Raw genomic sequence first — 17,252 nt, 5'->3', positions numbered from 1 at the left:
AAGGAGAGAAATTTTTATATGGCAGTCCTTGAAATAGAACATATTGCTATTGGTTATTCTTCTACTTTAATTGTAGATGATTTAAGTGTAGAAATTCCAAAAGGGCAAATTTCAACAATTATAGGTCCAAATGGATGTGGGAAATCTACTTTATTAAAGGCTGTGGCACGTATGCTAAGAACGCAAAGCGGTGCAGTTTATTTGGATGGGAAGGCAATCCATCAGTTAAAAACTAAGGAGGTTGCGAAAAGAATGGCAATATTGCCTCAAACAGCAACAGCACCAGGAGGTTTAACTGTTTTTGAATTAATATCCTATGGTCGTTTCCCACATCAAACGGGTTTTGGCACTCTACGCAAAGAGGATTATGAATATATTCATTGGGCAATAGATGTTACTGGTTTACGTGAATTTAGTGATCGTCCTATTGAAGCCTTGTCTGGAGGACAGCGTCAGCGTGTTTGGATTGCCATGGCATTGGCACAAGGGACAGATATCCTAGTATTGGATGAGCCTACTACTTATTTAGATTTAGCCCATCAACTTGATATTCTGCTGTTATTACAAAAGCTGAATAAAGAAGAGGGACGTACAATTGTGATGGTCTTACACGATTTAAACCACGCTTCCCGTTTTTCTCATTTTATGATTGCGATGAGAAATGGACAATTAATTGTAAATGGAAGCCCTGATGAGGTCATGACTAAAGAAAATCTACAAAAGGTATTTAGTATCGATGCAGAAATGGCTACTTGTCCTTTTAGCGAGAATCCGATTTGTTTATCTTACCAATTATATGGAAGAGAAGAGTAGTGGTTAATAATTCTAGTAGGAAGAAATAGTAGGAATTATCTTGATTCAGCAGAATACTCCCACCTCTATAGGTGGCGAGATAAATTTTTCTATTTAGCGGGCGTACAAACACCCGCTGAATTAAGATAAAGCCCCCGGCGGATGTCAACGGATTTTGAAGAGGAGCTTTTCGAGCGAGCTCGAAAAAATCCGGACGCAATTACGCTGGGGCGTAATTGATAAGGAGGAAACACATGGCTACGTCAGCAGAAGGACTAGAAGGACTCGAAAAATTAGAGGAGCTACAAAAACGTTCTCATCCAATACGTGCTGTAGTGGCACTTGTTGTAGGACTTGTTGGACTAGTATTTGCATTAGCCTTATCAATCTCTTTTGGGGCGGCAGATATTTCGCTAAGTACTGTATGGAAGGCAGTCTTTAATTTTTCATCTGATTTAACTGAACATCAGATTATTCATGAGATACGCTTACCGCGAGTATTAGGTGCTGCATTAGTTGGTGCGTGCTTTGCAGTATCTGGTGCTATTATGCAAGGAATGACTCGCAACCCATTAGCGGATTCAGGTTTGTTAGGGTTAAACGCTGGGGCAGCATTTATGCTTGCAGTCTGCTTTGCATTTTTTCCAGGTCTATCATATATGTATATCATTATGTGGTCATTTTTAGGTGCAGGATTAGGGGTAGCTATTGTTTATGGAGTCGGCTCCATAGCTAAAGGTGGCTTAACACCGATGAGACTAGTACTTGCAGGGGCTGCAGTAAGTGCACTTTTAGGGGCATTAGGTGAAGGAATTGCTCTTTATTTTCGTATTGGACAAGATTTAGCCTTTTGGTATGCAGGTGGGGTTTCAGGGACTAAGTGGAGTCATCTACAAATCATGGGGCCTTGGATACTTGCAGCTATGATTGGGGCACTAATTCTGTCACGTTCAATTACGTTATTAAGTTTAGGAGAGGAAATTGCAATCGGCTTGGGACAGCGAACAGGTATCATTAAGGTATGGGGTATGATTATCGTGCTTGTTTTAGCGGGTGCGGCTGTTTCTGTTGTCGGTGCAGTTGGCTTTGTAGGACTAATTGTTCCGCATTTAACAAGATACATAGTAGGACATGATTATCGTTGGATTATTTCCTGTTCGGTAGTGTATGGTGCACTACTTGTTGTACTGGCTGATTTTATTGCCCGTATTATCAATCCTCCATATGAATCACCGATTGGGGCATTAATTGCCTTTATAGGCGTACCATTCTTCCTATACTTAGCACGTAAAGGAGGAAAAGAGCTATGAGTCATTATAGTTATTTAACAGCTAGTCAGCAAAAGACGAGGAAAAAGAATCTTTTCATTTTAAGCATCTTAACGATATTAATTATTATTACTTTTATTATTAGTATGAATACAGGGGTTATTAAACTAACACCTATGGAGGTTCTAAGTACTTTATTTGGTCAGGGCGACGCGCAGCAGCAGCTTATTTTATTTGAATTTAGGCTTCCGCGTATTATTGTTGCTGTGTTAGTAGGAATGGGGTTAGCAATCTCTGGTGCTATTTTACAAGGGATTTCAAGGAATGCTTTGGCAGATCCCGGTATTCTTGGTATTAATGCTGGTGCAGGTCTTATGGTAATGTTATTTATTTCCTTCTTTCCGGCTACAGCAGCAGCTCCTGTTTTCCTCCTCCCAGTATTAGCCTTTATTGGATCAGGTATGACTGCAATTCTTATTTATGCACTTTCCTATAAACGTCATGAGGGTATCACACCGATGCGCTTGCTTCTTACCGGGATTGCTGTAGCAGCGGGAATTAGTTCAGCAATGATTGTGCTAACGCTCCGCCTTTCACCTGAAAATTATCAATTTGTGGCAACTTGGCTTGCAGGTAGTATTTGGGGCTCGAATTGGAAATTTGTTTTAGCATTATTGCCATGGATTGTAGTACTGCTTCCTTTTGTTTATTCAAAATCACGTGTATTAAATGTCTTGAATTTAGGTGAGTTAACGGCAGTTGGTTTAGGTGCTTCGATTGAAAAAGAACGTCGCTGGCTATTAGCAGCATCTGTCGGTTTAGCAGGAGCAAGTGTTTCAGTCAGCGGAGGAATTGGCTTTGTTGGATTGATTGCTCCACATTTAGCACGGCAACTAGTAGGAGCAAAACATCAAATTTTACTTCCTGCTTCAGCATTAGTTGGTGGTTTACTTGTACTAATGGCAGATACCATTGGTCGTTCCTTACTAGAGCCTTCTGAAATACCTGCTGGGATAGTTGTTGCTGTTTTAGGAGCCCCATATTTCCTATACTTATTAGCTCGATTAAAACAATAAATAATAAAAAAACATAAGAGTAGATTGAATGGAGGAATATCAAAAAATGAAGGAAGAACTGTATGATGTGACGATTGTTGGTGGTGGTCCAGCGGGGCTCTATACGGCTTTTTATAGTGGAATGCGGGATTTAAAGACGAAAATTATTGAATATAGCTCTCAGCTTGGGGGTCGTATGTTAATCTATCCTGAGAAAATGATATGGGACGTCGGTGGGGTACCACCAATTTTAGGCGGTCAGCTAATCGAGCATTTAATCGAGCAGGCAAAAACGTTTGATCCAACAATTTTGTTCAATCAGAAAGTCGAGCATGTAGAAAAGCAAAGTGATGGTACATTTATTTTGACGTCATCCACAGGTGAAAAGCATTATTCGAAAACAGTTATTTTGGCTGTTGGGTATGGTGTCCTTTCGATGCAAAAGCTTGAAATAGAGGGTGCTGATAAATATGAAGTAACGAACTTGCATTATACTGTGCAGGAATTAGAAATATTCCGCGATAAGCATATTTTAATTTCTGGCGGCGGTAATTCTGCTGTGGACTGGGCAAATGAATTAGAGCCAATTGCTGCTAGTGTAACAGTTGTTCATCGACGAGATGAATTTGGCGGACATGAAAAAAGTGTCTTAAAAATGAGGGAATCCTCAGTATGTTTAAAAACACCCTATGAAATAGTTCAGCTACATGGGGATGGTGAATTAATACAATCTGTTTCAATAGAAAATAAGGAAACTAGCGTAATTGAACGTATTGAATTAGATGCGATCATTGTGAATCATGGCTTAAAATGTGATTATGGTGCACTTGAAAAATGGGGATTAAACATTGAGGATGGCGTTGCAATTGTCAATGAAAAACGTGAAACGAACATTGAAGGGATTTATGGAGCAGGCGATTTTGTAGATCATCCTAGTAAGGTTCGATATATAGCAGGTGCATTTACGGATGGTATATTAGCGTTAAATAGCGCTAAATTGTATTTAGAACCAGATGCACCAAAAGTAGCGTATGTTTCATCTCACAATATTCGTTTTAAAGAACGTAATAAAAAAATAGGTTTAGTAGATAATGATTATCGGGAAGTACAAGGATAATTAGATAAGATACATTTTTTACTTGAAAAAATTTAAAAGAATATGCTATACTTCAAAAGTATGCAACGTGTACATATATAGCTGATGGTTTCACTCATATTCGGGCTATGTAAGGTACAGTTCGATAATACTCTGTTCCAGATGGTTCAGGGCGAGAGGAGAAAACGAATATGAAACAAGGAATTCATCCAGACTACAAAGAAGCAACAGTAACTTGCTCTTGTGGGAACACTTTCAAAACTGGTTCAGTAAAAGAAAACATCGTTGTCGAGTTCTGCAACGAATGTCACCCATTCTATACTGGCCGTCAAAAATTCGCGTCTGCTGATGGTCGCGTGGATCGTTTCAACAAAAAATACGGTCTTAAAAACTAATGTTAGTTTAATACCTGCCAAGCATGTGCTTGGCAGGTATTTTTTTCAGTATATGAATGAACACGTTGATGCAAGTCTTTTCAACAATCCAGATCGACAAGTAGAAAGGGAGAAGACAACATGGCACAGCTATATTTTAAGCATGGCGCGATGAATAGTGGAAAATCCATTGAAATTTTGAAAGTTGCGCATAACTATGAAGAACAACAAAAACCGGTCATGATATTTACATCAGGCTTAGATACACGAGATGAAGTAGGCTTTGTTTCAAGTAGAGTAGGCTTACGTCAAGAAGCTATACCTGTTTATGATGATACAAATATATTTGATCTCGTGGAAAAAAATGCAGTTAAACCATACTGTGTTCTTGTTGATGAAGTACAATTTTTAAAAAAGGCACATGTTTTACAGCTAGCAAATATTGTGGATGAATTGGATATACCTGTTATGGGCTTTGGTTTGAAAAATGATTTTCAAAATGAGTTATTTGAAGGCAGTCAGTACATGCTTACATATGCAGATAAAATTGAAGAAATGAAGACCATTTGCTGGTTCTGCCATAAAAAGGCAACGATGAATTTACGTGTTGATGAAAGTGGAAAGCCTGTGTATACAGGTGATCAAATTCAAATTGGTGGTAATGATTCCTACTATCCCGTTTGCAGAAAATGTCACGCGCATCCACCACTATAACACAATCAAGCGTAGAGCTAAGAAAAAGTAGCGTACATGTGAAAATTTCCTTATACTAAGTAGTGGAAATCAATTACGTCCCATCGTATTGTGCCCGTATTTGTTCGAGCTGACACATCGCTGAATAGGGAAATCGCATTCAGCTCACAACATCCAGATGTGTGTAAGTATTCTGAACCTGACGCTTTGCTATCGGGGGACAAAAAATCTGTTGCTGTCGCACAGTTTTTGGGGTCAGATCACAGCGCGAGTGAAGCGGCTCATCGGACGCCCCCTGGAAAGCACACTGGCGGAGCGGAAGTCAACCACAAGTTATTTGAAGAGCTATTTTTGCTAAACAAGATAAAGAATGGTAATTACGCTAAGTTTCTTTTTGACTTGAGAAAAGAAGAAACTTCTTAAAAAACTAAATAGAGGTGAAATCCATGTTTGATCGATTGCAGGCAGTGGAGGATCGTTATGAAAGGCTAACAGAGCTTTTAAGTGATCCTGATATTGTGAATGATAGTAAAAAATTACGAGAATATTCCAAAGAGCAATCAGATATCCAGGAAACTGTAGATACTTATCGTGAATATAAAAATGTAAAAGAGCAATTAGCTGATGCACGTGAAATGCTAGACAGCGAAAAAGATCCTGATATGCATGAAATGGTGAAAGAGGAATTTAATCTATTAAAAGCACAGCAGGAAGAATTTGAAGAACGTTTACGCATTTTACTAATTCCAAAAGACCCAAACGATAATAAAAACGTTATTATGGAAATTCGTGGTGCAGCAGGTGGGGATGAGGCAAATATTTTTGCGGGAGATTTATTCCGTATGTATTCTCGCTATGCGGAGACACAGGGCTGGAAAATTGATATTATGGAGGCTACTCCAAACCCAATGGGCGGTTATAAAGAAGTGATCTTTATGATTAATGGACAAGGTGCCTATTCTAAATTCAAATTTGAAAATGGCGCGCACCGTGTACAACGTGTTCCTGCTACAGAATCACAGGGCCGTATCCATACATCAACTGCAACAGTAGCATGTTTACCTGAGGTAGAAGAAGTAGATGTTGAAATTCATGAAAAAGATATTCGTGTAGATACATTCGCATCTTCTGGTGCAGGTGGTCAATCTGTTAATACAACGATGTCTGCCGTTCGTATGACCCATTTACCAACAGGTGTTGTAGTATCGATGCAGGATGAGCGCTCCCAGATCAAAAACCGTGAAAAGGCAATGAAGATTCTTCGTGCTCGTGTTGCTGATATGTATATGCAAGAAGCACAAAAGGAAATCGATGCCACACGTAAATCAGCTGTAGGTTCAGGAGATCGCTCTGAGCGTATTCGTACTTACAATTATCCACAAAACCGTGTAACAGACCACCGTATTGGATTAACGATTCAAAAGCTAGATCAAATCGTCGAAGGTAGACTTGACGAAATTATTGATGCCCTTATTTTAGAGGAGCAAGCATCAAAGTTAGAGCGTTTAAATGATGATTTATAAAAATGTGATGGAGGCCCTTGCATGGGCTTCTTCTTTTTTAGTGGATAATGGTCGGGAGGAAACTGCTGCACGTATTGTTATGCAGCATATATTAGGGATTAGCTACTCAGGAGTAATGCTGCATCTTCAGGATATGCTAACGATAGAACAACAAATGAAATTTAAGGAGCTTATTGAGGAGCATGCGAGTGGTCGCCCTGTACAGTATTGTGTGGGTAGTGAGGAATTTTATGGTCGTTCATTTATTGTGGATGAGTCAGTGTTAATTCCTAGACCTGAAACAGAGGAGTTAGTACTTGGAACAATTAATCGCTTAGACAAACTGTTTAATAAGCAAACATTAAAGCTAGCTGATATTGGAACAGGGAGTGGAGCAATTGCTATTTCTATGAAGCTAGAATGTCCAGAGCTTTCAGTTGTAGCTACTGATTTATCCGAGAAGGCGCTAATGACTGCTCAAAAGAATGCAGAAAATTTAGCAGCTACTATCGATTTCAGACTGGGCGATTTAACGGCACCACTTGTAGGCGAGCGATTCGATATCATTTTATCCAACCCTCCTTATATTGCCTTTAATGAAGCAAAGGAGATGTCGAGCATTGTGCTTGAACATGAACCACATAGTGCGCTTTTTGCGGAGGAAGAGGGACTTATTTTATATAGAAAGTTGGCTGAACAGCTGCCAGCCATTGTGAATAAACCCGCACTTATTGGACTAGAGATTGGTTATACACAGGGAGAGCAGGTTGCAAAGTTCTTTAAAAATAGTTTTCCACAGTCTATAATTTCGATAGAAAAAGATATTAATGGTAGGCCTCGAATGATTTTTTGTGAAATACATGTATAAAGTATCTCCTTCTTGCCAACAATGTTGAGCAAGGAGGGATTTTTATGTTAAATGAATACAAGATTATAAGATTACCAAAACAGAATATCTTACTAGCTTTTGCTAGACTAGTATTAATAGCCATTGCTTTACAACTATGTATTTTATATATTCCTTCATTAGTGGGATTAGCTAAGGAAAATATGAATCAACAACAAGAACAAGATTTTCGTATAAGAGTAATTGCAAATAGTAATACAGCACAGGACCAGCTTGAAAAGGAGCTTCTTGTTAAAGATTTAAAGCCATATTTTATGCAAGTATCTGCTGCTACAATTGTGGATAATGAGCAAATACAGTTATTAAAGCGGGAAATTGAAACACAAATAAACGAAAATTATCCACAGCTTGATACACAGGTTCAGCTTGGGGATCATTTATTTCCACCTAAGAGACAGAATGCTGTTCTTTATCCACAAAGCATGTATCATTCAATTGTTGTAAAGATTGGTAATGCGCGTGGTGATAACTGGTGGTGTAGCATATTTCCATCAATTTGTGAACCAGACAAGAACGAAGAGCCAGAAGAAGAAAAGGAAGAGGTTACATTTTTTATTTGGGAATGGATAAAGGGTTTTTTTGAATGAATTGTGCACAAATTCAGATAACTTATACACAATTTTTATAAAGTTATTAACAATATGTGGATAATTCAGTGAAAATGATAATTGAAGGAAGGTTTTAATCATGGAAACCGTTTACAAAGTTGTGGACAGTAATGTGAATAATCAGTTAAATTATGCACAGGCTGTGGATATCTTAAATGCAGGAGAAGTGGTAGCTTTTCCAACAGAAACGGTTTATGGCTTGGGTGCAGTTGCAACAAATGACGAGGCAGTTAAAAAAATATTTGAAGCAAAAGGTCGCCCATCAGATAATCCATTAATCGTCCACATCGGTACGAAAGAGGAAGTTGGGCTTTATATTAAACATATTCCGGAAGTAGCCAAAATATGTATGGAGCTATTCTGGCCTGGTCCACTGACACTTGTTATGCAAGTAAAGCCAAATATATTGGCAAAAAGTGTGACAGCTGGGCTTGACACAGTAGGCATTCGTATGCCAGATCATCCAGTTGCGCTCGCGTTACTTCAACAATTAAAAAAACCACTCGCTGCACCTAGCGCTAATCGTAGTGGAAAGCCAAGTCCTACGGAAGCAGTACATGTTCAGGATGATTTGGGTGGGTACATACCTTATATATTAGATGGTGGTTCTACAGGAATTGGACTAGAATCCACAGTATTGGATGTAACACATGAGCCACCGGTTATTTTACGTCCAGGTGGAATTACAAAGGAAATGCTAGAGCTTGAGATTGGACCTGTTATTCAGCCAACCAAAAATGAGCAAAACTTAATATCAACACCAAAAGCGCCTGGTATGAAATATACACATTATGCCCCGAATGCCCCTGTGTTATTAATAGACTGTGATGTAGAAAAAGTTAAGAAGGCTGTACAACAATTACAAGCACAACAGCAAAAGGTAGCACTACTTGCTCCTGATAATTTTAGGGACATAAAGGCAGATTTTTATTTCTCAATTGGAGTTGCACATCGGAAAGAAGAGATGGGTGCTACATTATACCATGCATTAAGAGCATGCGATAAAACAGCGGCTACCATTATATTAGCAACTACTACATCATCTGAAGGAATGGGTGCCGCCATTATGAATCGATTAGAAAAGGCTGCTGGTGGGAAATGGTATACACCGTAAAAATGAATGAATAAGCATACTAGTTATTATTACTGGCATGCTTATTTTTTATGAAGAAGAATAGTAAAAAACATATCTTTAGACAAGGAAATGTCTATTGAATAACGATGATAATAATGTATTTTCGAGCATAAAATGATAAAATATTAGTGAAGAAGGAGTGCTTTCTTGCAGGTCATACTTGCAGGTATCTTAACGTCTATTGATGTAATAGGTCTATATGTCTTAATTCCGAATGTCCGATATAAGTTCTTTTTATCAGTGTGGACGGCTGCTTTGCATATGCTTTTCCCGTTACTAGGCTTTGAATTAGGAAGCTATTTAACTCATTTCCTGTTAGAATGGGGACAATGGGTTTCAAGTATTTTATTATTCGGGATTGGAATGCATTTGCTCCTGTTCTCACAAAAGAATGAAAAAGTAACAATTTCACCGGTACTTTTAGCTGTGACTGCAAGCCTAGATACCTTTTCAGTAAGTGTCTCTTTTGGTATGCTAAACTTAGAAGAAACAATATTTATTGTCAGTGCAGGTGCAAGTGCCCTAATTTGCTCTTATGGGTCTTTGGTCATTGCTAATAAAAGTCAGTTGTTATTAGGTAGTAAAATTCAAATGATTGCAGGTATTATTTTTATTATAATGAGTATTTTAGCTATTCAACAATAGAAGAAAGAGAAGAGAATGGAAGGTGATAAGTGTGAAAATACTATTTGTTTGTACTGGGAATACTTGTCGCAGTCCAATGGCAGAGGCTATTTTAAAACATCAACAGCTGGCTAATGTTGAAGTTCAATCAGCGGGTATTTTTGCAATTCCCTATGCTGAAATGTCCGCACATGCGCAACAAGTAGTAAATGAAGCGAATATGAGACATCAACATTCAGCTACACAACTATCTATTTCTGAAATAGAATGGGCAGATTTAATTTTAACAATGACAACAGCTCATAAAGATACAATCATTGCTCAATATCCAAATACAGAACACAAGGTTTTTACTCTTAAAGAATATATAATTGAAGGTAGTGTGGAAAATGTTGTAGATCCTTATGGTGGGAATAAAGAAATATATGAAGCAACATTTGCAGAATTAAAAGAATTGGTAGAACGATTAGTAAAAAAACTTGAAAAGAATTGAGGGTCGCTATGAAAAAACAGTTTGGCTTACGACTTAAACTAGCATTATTTGTCGGTATTCTTGCACTAATCACCTACAGCATTAGCTTTATATTTATCGAATTTTTACAACCTACCTTCTTTCCAGAGATTAATCGTAAACTGTTTGAAATAGTTACTTATCTATTAGGTATAGTGTGGTCAGGCATTTTAGCTTGGGGATTCTGCGGAGTCTTAATCAAACCACTACAGCAGCTAGAATTATCAGCATCACGTGTCGCAGAAGGAAAGATAGGACAAGATGTAGAGTTGCCGAAAACAAATGATGAGATTCGTTCTGTTGCAGAGGCATTCCAGCAAATGGTATTAAACTTACGACAAATGGTTGAAAGTATAGACCATAATTTCCAGCAAACAAATCAATCGATTATTCAATTATCGGATGAGGCAGCTATTGCTACGAAAAAAGCAGAAGGTATTGCTTCTACAGTAAAGCATATTTCTACTGGAGCAGAGGCCTCTGCTATAGCAGTACAAGATACAGCTGAAGCTATTGAAGATGTACGGGCACTTGCCACAGAAGTAAATAGTAGAGCCGAAGCATCGGCAACCCAAACGAAAGAGATTTTACATAATCTCACGAACACGACAATGGCTATTGAAACATTAGTTAATAGTATTCAACAAATCGCTACTGGTAACAATGAAGCATTGGAGAGCATTCGTGCATTAGAGGATAATGCTGGACAAGTGGAGCGTATCATTAGTTTAGTAGGAGATATTGCAGCACAGACAAATTTACTAGCTTTAAATGCTTCCATTGAGGCGGCTCGTGCCGGTGAGCATGGTAAGGGCTTTGCTGTTGTTGCTGAAGAGGTTCGTGGTTTGGCTGATGAAAGCGCCAAAGCGGTACAAGGCATTACAAGCTTAATACAATCCATGCAACAAAACGTGGAGATTGTTGTTAGACAAATGAATCAACAAGTAGCTTTTGCAACGAAGGAAGCTGCCCGTGTGTCAGAAACAACTACGGCTGTAGAGGGAATGTCTTCGAGCGTACACGAAATGGCGACAGCGATTGTAGAAATATCTTCATTAATAGAACAACAAATGCACAATATTGAAACAACTGCTCGCCAATCTCAAGAAGTTGCTGCTATTGCACAAGAAACATCAGCGGGTGCCGAAGAAGTACGCGGAGCGGCAGAAGAACAAGCTTATGCTATGGAACAGGTGGAGCAATTAGCACAGGGATTAAAGAAGCAATCGGAAGAGCTGCATAAAATGATTCAACAATTTGATAGACAAGCATAAGATTTTTGACTGTAGTTCAACTCGGATGAATCGAGTTTGCTACAGTTTTTTATTGATGGATAGAACAGCAAAAGTAAAGGATAGATTCTTTAAAATGACGGATAGAACCTCGAAAGCAATGGATAAATTACTAAAAGTGGCGAAGAGAACATTAAACCGAGAGGATTCTCAATACAGTGTTCACATTTGATGTACTGATAAAGTATGTCCACTGTAATTAAAAAGGTGAAAAAACTATAGAAGATAGAATATTACAACAAATGACTGTTATCCGAATTTAGAAGAATAAAATTCTATTTATCTTTTAAAAATTAACTTTAAAAGTGAATGATCTTATAGAAGTTTACAAGAAATGTTCGTCTTTCAGGAGAAATCAGCATAAAAATGCAAGAAAAATCATGTTATTCTTGAGATAGAAGTGGTACACTAGTGTTGACTATAAATTCGAAATGAGGGAACCCAGTGAGAATAGCAATTTCTTCTGATCACGGAGGCAATAACTTACGTCGTGAGATTATGCACCTGTTAGATGAGCTAAATATTAGCTACGAAGATTTTGGTCCACAATCTGCGGATTCAGTAGACTATCCTGATTATGCAAAACCAGTTTCTGAAGGTGTTGCTAGCGGGGAATTTGATAAAGGTATTTTAATTTGTGGCACAGGTATTGGTATGTCCATTGCTGCAAATAAAGTGAAGGGAATTCGTTGTGCTTTAGTGCATGATGTATTTAGCGCAAAGGCAACTCGTTGTCATAATGACTCAAATGTTTTGTCTATGGGAGAACGCGTAATCGGACCTGGTCTTGCTCGTGAAATTGTCCAAACATGGCTTGGAACAGAATTTGAGGGTGGACGTCATGTTCGTCGCATTGAAAAAATTACTGAACTTGAACAATAATGAAAGCTAATTATTACACACAGGATTATTTCTTTTTCGTGTGTGGTTTCTAATTAGATATATAAAGGAGCTGAGGCATAGTGGTTACACAACAAATACGGACACATTTGACTCAGTTGCTCAGTGAATTTGAAGAGCAGGTAACCTTACGACCAAATACTATTTTTGTCGTAGGCTGCTCGACATCTGAGGTGATTGGTCAGAAAATTGGCACAGCGGGTGCGCTTGAAATTGCTGAGGCGATATTCGAGCCTCTTCAAGCATTTGCAAAGAAACATCAGCTGTATCTTGCATTCCAAGGCTGTGAACATATAAATCGCGCTATTACAATGGAGGCAACAATTGCAGACCGTTTTGGCTATGAACCCGTATCTGTAGTTCCTGTTCGAACAGCAGGAGGCTCAATGTCTGCGTATGCCTATACACAATTTGACAATCCAGTTGTTGTTGAAACAGTGAAGGCTAGCGCAGGAATTGATATAGGCCAAACATTAATTGGCATGCATTTAAAGGCAGTAGCTGTCCCAGTTCGTACATCGGTTCGGATGGTGGGAGAAGCAGTTGTAACTATTGCTACAACACGTCCAAAGCTAATTGGTGGAGAACGTGCAGTATATAAATAATATTACCTTTCTTTTAAAGGGGTAAATATAAATAATAATCATACTAGGAGGCTTTTCAAACATGGCATACGAAAAATTAGCAGTACAAGACAAAGCAGTTTTAGAGGGGATCCTTGCAGAAAAAAAACGTCAACAAGCAAATATTGAGTTAATCGCATCAGAGAACTTTGTTTCTGAAGCTGTAATGGAAGCACAGGGCTCTGTTTTAACAAATAAATATGCTGAGGGTTATCCAGGTAAACGTTATTATGGTGGCTGTGAACATGTAGACGTGGTAGAGGATATTGCACGTGACCGTGTAAAAGAAATCTTTGGTGCGGAATATGCAAACGTGCAACCGCATTCTGGTGCACAAGCTAACATGGCAGTTTACCATACAATTTTAGAGCCAGGTGATACAGTTCTTGGTATGAACCTTTCTCATGGCGGTCACTTAACACATGGATCTCCAGTAAACTTCTCAGGTATTCTCTATAATTTCGTAGAATATGGTGTAACAAAAGATACTCAAGTAATTGATTATGAAGATGTACGTCAAAAAGCGTTAGAGCATAAACCAAAATTGATTGTTGCAGGTGCATCCGCTTACCCACGTGAAATCGATTTTTCTAAGTTCCGTGAAATCGCAGATGAGGTAGGAGCATACTTTATGGTTGATATGGCACATATCGCTGGCCTAGTAGCTGCTGGAGAACATCAATCACCAGTGCCATATGCTGATTTTGTGACATCTACAACACATAAAACATTACGTGGTCCGCGTGGTGGATTAATCCTTGCTTCGAAAGAGTGGGAGCAAAAGCTAAACAAATCTGTATTTCCAGGTATTCAAGGCGGTCCTTTAATGCACGTTATCGCTGCAAAAGCAGTAGCATTCGGCGAAGCATTACAGCCAGAGTTTAAAGAATACGCAAAACAAATTAAAGCGAATGCCAAAGTATTAGGTGAAGTATTAGTGGCTGAGGGCGTTGAAATTGTATCTGGTGGTACAGATAACCATCTATTGCTTCTTAATGTGAAGTCTCTTGGCTTAACAGGTAAAGTAGCAGAGCATGCACTAGACGAAGTAGGGATTACAACAAATAAAAATACAATCCCTTATGATACAGAATCTCCATTTGTTACTTCTGGTATCCGTATTGGTACACCTGCAGTTACATCGCGTGGTTTCAAAGAGGAAGATATGAAAGAAGTTGGCGCAATTATTGCAGCGGTTCTAAAAAATCCAGAGAATGAAGCTGTGAAAGCTGAGGCAAAAGCTCGCGTCAAAGCTCTAACAGACAAACATTCTTTATACGCATAATTATTAATCGGGGTTGTGTTTAAAGTGCAATAGGTCACTTTAAACATAGCCTCTTTTGTTTTGTAAAATAAGGCTAAAACTGTAAGAAGCATCTTTTTTTCTAACAAAAAAATAAAATCCTCTTATTTTTGAATTAATTTACATAAACTGATTAGAAAAAGATATAGTATAGTGGATCGAGGACAGATACTGTCCTAATAAAGAAGATTTTTTTATAAAAGTGACAATTTATTGAATTTTTATGTACAATGTAAGAAAGAAGAAGTGATCGAGACGGGAGGGGTTGGATGGTTACTAAATCGATGGACATACAGAATGAAATGTTATTAAACACAATTCGTAAATTAGGGGATAATTCAAAAGAAAGCTACGTTATTTTTGACGTAAAAAATAATCATAAAATATTGGAATGTAATGATTCTTTTTGTGCGCTAACAAATACTACACATACACAAATTGTAGAAAGTGATTATTTTTCATTGCTATTAAATGAGGAGCAGAAGGCAACTATTGAAATGATTAAGCAGAAAATACATAGTGGGGTCATGGTACAAGCAAAATTACATCATAAATGCTTGGACAAACCTCCTTTTTGGGCTGAAATACAAGCGCTGCCATTTCAAAATAGTAAAAACGAAACATTATATGTGCTATTACTTGTAAAGGATGTCACGTATTACCACACTGAAGATTTTTTAATGCGCCTTGAAAAAGCTATGTATGAAGCAATCGAAAAGGATAATCCATTTGATAAAAAGATGAGCATTATTTGTAGTGGCTTAGATGAATTTTTTATGCCGAACATTGTAAGTATGGTACTAATTAAAGCAGAGTCAAATCAATTTCAAGTTTTTACAGGGAAGAATAAAGTAAAAGGAATGTCTGAACGCTGTGAAAGCAAAAATTTTTATGACCAAGTTATACAAGAGGGAAAATCTATTTTTATTACAAATTTGGATGATATTGATATTCCGTCAGAACATAAAAACTTTGCCAATGCCTCTAAAAAGACAGCTGGATGGTTTGTACCGATACGAAATCAGCAACAGCAATCAATAGGGTTGTTTGCAATATTTTTAAAGCCTTATCCTAATGACAAAGAGTTTTTTGAAAACATGTTTAGTAAAATTGGTTCATTGGTGGCGCTAGCATATTCTTATGCAAAAACACAAAAAATGATATGGGATTTGGCCTATATGGATATTACTACTGGGCTACCTAATCGACACAGCTTCTTGAATAAGGTAGAGAAAGATAAAGAGAGTGGCCAATGTGGTTTTATTAAAATCTTAAAACCTAGTGAATTTCATCAAATAGTTGAGCTATATGGTCGAGAAGCAGGAGACGAGCTATTAAGACAAATTGCTAAACGACTAAATGAAGAAAAAGATGAGTATAATGAATATATTGCTAGATTCACAAGCTCTAGTTTGATTCTTTCAAGTGTGACATCCCAAGCTACTTTTCAAAATTACGAGAAACGTATTAAAGAAATTATTCGTCAGCCTTTTATCATTGGTGGAAAGCACATTTTTATTACATTGAAAACAGGCATTGCTTTTTATAATGATGATATAAAAATTGCTGATGCAATTCGCTTTGCAGACAATGCCTTATCCTTTGCAGCTAATAAACCAGGTACCCATATGGAAATTTTCACGCAGGAAAGAAATGATGTCCTTGAACAGCAAATGACGGTGTTAAATCATTTGTCACAGGCATTAAAAAACAAGGAGATTTCTGTTAACTTACAGCCAAAGGTTGATTTACGTACCGGGGAAATCCAAAGTATTGAAGCGCTTGCCCGCTGGATTTCTCCAAAGCTTGGTTTTGTGTCACCAGCAGTTTTCATTCCTGTTGCAGAAAGTGCGGGGAAAGTGCGAGAAATTGATGTTCAAATATTAGAGATTGTTCTTTCATGGTTAGCCGAACGCAAGAAAATGGGTAAAAATTTAGTAAGGGTTGCAGTAAATATTTCGCCAGATCATTTTTATTATGTTCACTTTGTTCAAGATATTGTGAATTTAGTTCGAAAATTTGATATTGATCCAGAATATATCATATTAGAGGTGACTGAAAATATTGGCTTGGTCGATTTTCAATCAGCCTTCACCATCATTCAGGAGTTGAAGAGCTACGGGTTTAAAACATCAGTAGATGATTTTGGAACAGGATTTTCATCACTAAGCTATTTACAAAGGCTCCCGTTTACAGAATTAAAAATTGATCGAAGTTTTATCAATGCTATTAATGATGCTGCTACGCTTGCAATTGTTCGTTCTATTATACAATTAGCATTAAATCTAGGAATGACTTCAGTGGCTGAAGGTATTGAAAACGAGGAGCAGGTTGAAATATTACGTGCACTTGGTTGTACTGTGGGACAAGGCTATTTTTATTACAAACCTATGCCTATTGAGCAATTAGATAAAATACTAGACGAATAATCGCTCTTAGGTAACATTTTAGAAATAGAGTTGTCTCAAATTTAATTTTGAGACGACTCCTCATGTTGTTGAAATACTATTATGTCAATGAAATCAAGGTGACAAATTAAAAAGTATAGCCCTTTTTCAAAACGAGGGGT

At 37.7% G+C, this 17,252-nt stretch carries 17 protein-coding genes; all 17 read left to right on the top strand.

Features of this window, described 5'->3' with window-relative positions; genetic code table 11:
* The first annotated feature begins 18 nt into the window (after nt 1-18).
* The 17 genes from AC2CGN_RS11550 (at nt 19) to AC2CGN_RS11470 (ending at nt 17,112) form a co-directional block, all read left to right on the top strand.
* Nucleotides 19-813 (top strand): ABC transporter ATP-binding protein, encoded by a 795-nt coding sequence (locus AC2CGN_RS11550; RefSeq protein WP_429980251.1) that lies wholly within the window; start codon nt 19-21, stop codon nt 811-813.
* Nucleotides 814-1,046: 233 nt separating this feature from the next.
* Nucleotides 1,047-2,102 carry a FecCD family ABC transporter permease gene (locus AC2CGN_RS11545; protein ID WP_429990992.1) on the top strand — a complete coding sequence of 352 codons (1,056 nt, stop codon included), beginning with the start codon at nt 1,047-1,049 and terminating at the stop codon, nt 2,100-2,102.
* On the top strand, nt 2,099-3,136 hold the full coding sequence (locus AC2CGN_RS11540; RefSeq protein ID WP_286924983.1) for a FecCD family ABC transporter permease: 1,038 nt from the start codon (nt 2,099-2,101) through the stop codon (nt 3,134-3,136). Before AC2CGN_RS11545 ends, AC2CGN_RS11540 begins: the two co-directional genes overlap by 4 nt.
* A 46-nt stretch (nt 3,137-3,182) precedes the next feature.
* Nucleotides 3,183-4,232 (top strand): NAD(P)/FAD-dependent oxidoreductase, encoded by a 1,050-nt coding sequence (locus tag AC2CGN_RS11535; protein ID WP_484514159.1) that lies wholly within the window; start codon nt 3,183-3,185, stop codon nt 4,230-4,232.
* Nucleotides 4,233-4,402: 170 nt separating this feature from the next.
* Entirely contained in the window at nt 4,403-4,606 is a 204-nt protein-coding gene (rpmE, locus tag AC2CGN_RS11530) for a 50S ribosomal protein L31 (protein WP_004269457.1), read from the top strand.
* 120 nt (nt 4,607-4,726) lie between these two features.
* Nucleotides 4,727-5,299, top strand: coding sequence for a thymidine kinase (locus AC2CGN_RS11525; protein WP_054770248.1), 573 nt, complete (start codon nt 4,727-4,729; stop codon nt 5,297-5,299).
* Between the two features lie 425 nt (nt 5,300-5,724).
* Entirely contained in the window at nt 5,725-6,801 is a 1,077-nt protein-coding gene (prfA, locus tag AC2CGN_RS11520) for a peptide chain release factor 1 (protein WP_286924987.1), read from the top strand.
* Nucleotides 6,788-7,648 (top strand): peptide chain release factor N(5)-glutamine methyltransferase, encoded by an 861-nt coding sequence (gene prmC / locus AC2CGN_RS11515; protein WP_429984268.1) that lies wholly within the window; start codon nt 6,788-6,790, stop codon nt 7,646-7,648. The genes prfA and prmC overlap by 14 nt, the downstream gene beginning before the upstream one ends.
* A gap of 44 nt (nt 7,649-7,692) precedes the next feature.
* Complete coding sequence (locus AC2CGN_RS11510; RefSeq protein WP_429980258.1) at nt 7,693-8,274, top strand: stage II sporulation protein R; 582 nt, start codon at nt 7,693-7,695, stop codon at nt 8,272-8,274.
* A gap of 100 nt (nt 8,275-8,374) precedes the next feature.
* Entirely contained in the window at nt 8,375-9,409 is a 1,035-nt protein-coding gene (locus tag AC2CGN_RS11505; protein ID WP_429980260.1) for an L-threonylcarbamoyladenylate synthase, read from the top strand.
* A gap of 168 nt (nt 9,410-9,577) precedes the next feature.
* Nucleotides 9,578-10,075 carry a manganese efflux pump MntP gene (locus AC2CGN_RS11500; protein WP_286924992.1) on the top strand — a complete coding sequence of 166 codons (498 nt, stop codon included), beginning with the start codon at nt 9,578-9,580 and terminating at the stop codon, nt 10,073-10,075.
* 31 nt (nt 10,076-10,106) lie between these two features.
* Entirely contained in the window at nt 10,107-10,547 is a 441-nt protein-coding gene (locus AC2CGN_RS11495) for a low molecular weight protein arginine phosphatase (protein WP_484513949.1), read from the top strand.
* A gap of 8 nt (nt 10,548-10,555) precedes the next feature.
* On the top strand, nt 10,556-11,839 hold the full coding sequence (locus AC2CGN_RS11490; protein ID WP_286924994.1) for a methyl-accepting chemotaxis protein: 1,284 nt from the start codon (nt 10,556-10,558) through the stop codon (nt 11,837-11,839).
* A gap of 462 nt (nt 11,840-12,301) precedes the next feature.
* Nucleotides 12,302-12,739, top strand: coding sequence for a ribose 5-phosphate isomerase B (rpiB, locus tag AC2CGN_RS11485; protein WP_429980262.1), 438 nt, complete (start codon nt 12,302-12,304; stop codon nt 12,737-12,739).
* A gap of 80 nt (nt 12,740-12,819) precedes the next feature.
* Nucleotides 12,820-13,362 carry a TIGR01440 family protein gene (locus tag AC2CGN_RS11480; RefSeq protein ID WP_283870725.1) on the top strand — a complete coding sequence of 181 codons (543 nt, stop codon included), beginning with the start codon at nt 12,820-12,822 and terminating at the stop codon, nt 13,360-13,362.
* 61 nt (nt 13,363-13,423) lie between these two features.
* Nucleotides 13,424-14,665 carry a serine hydroxymethyltransferase gene (gene glyA / locus AC2CGN_RS11475; protein WP_484513946.1) on the top strand — a complete coding sequence of 414 codons (1,242 nt, stop codon included), beginning with the start codon at nt 13,424-13,426 and terminating at the stop codon, nt 14,663-14,665.
* 287 nt (nt 14,666-14,952) lie between these two features.
* Entirely contained in the window at nt 14,953-17,112 is a 2,160-nt protein-coding gene (locus tag AC2CGN_RS11470; protein WP_484513944.1) for an EAL domain-containing protein, read from the top strand.
* Nucleotides 17,113-17,252: the final 140 nt, after the last annotated feature.

This window comes from Lysinibacillus sp. DFXJR4 (assembly GCF_057196045.1).
Note: the sequence above shows the minus strand (reverse complement) of the source record. Positions and strands in the feature narration are given on the sequence as shown.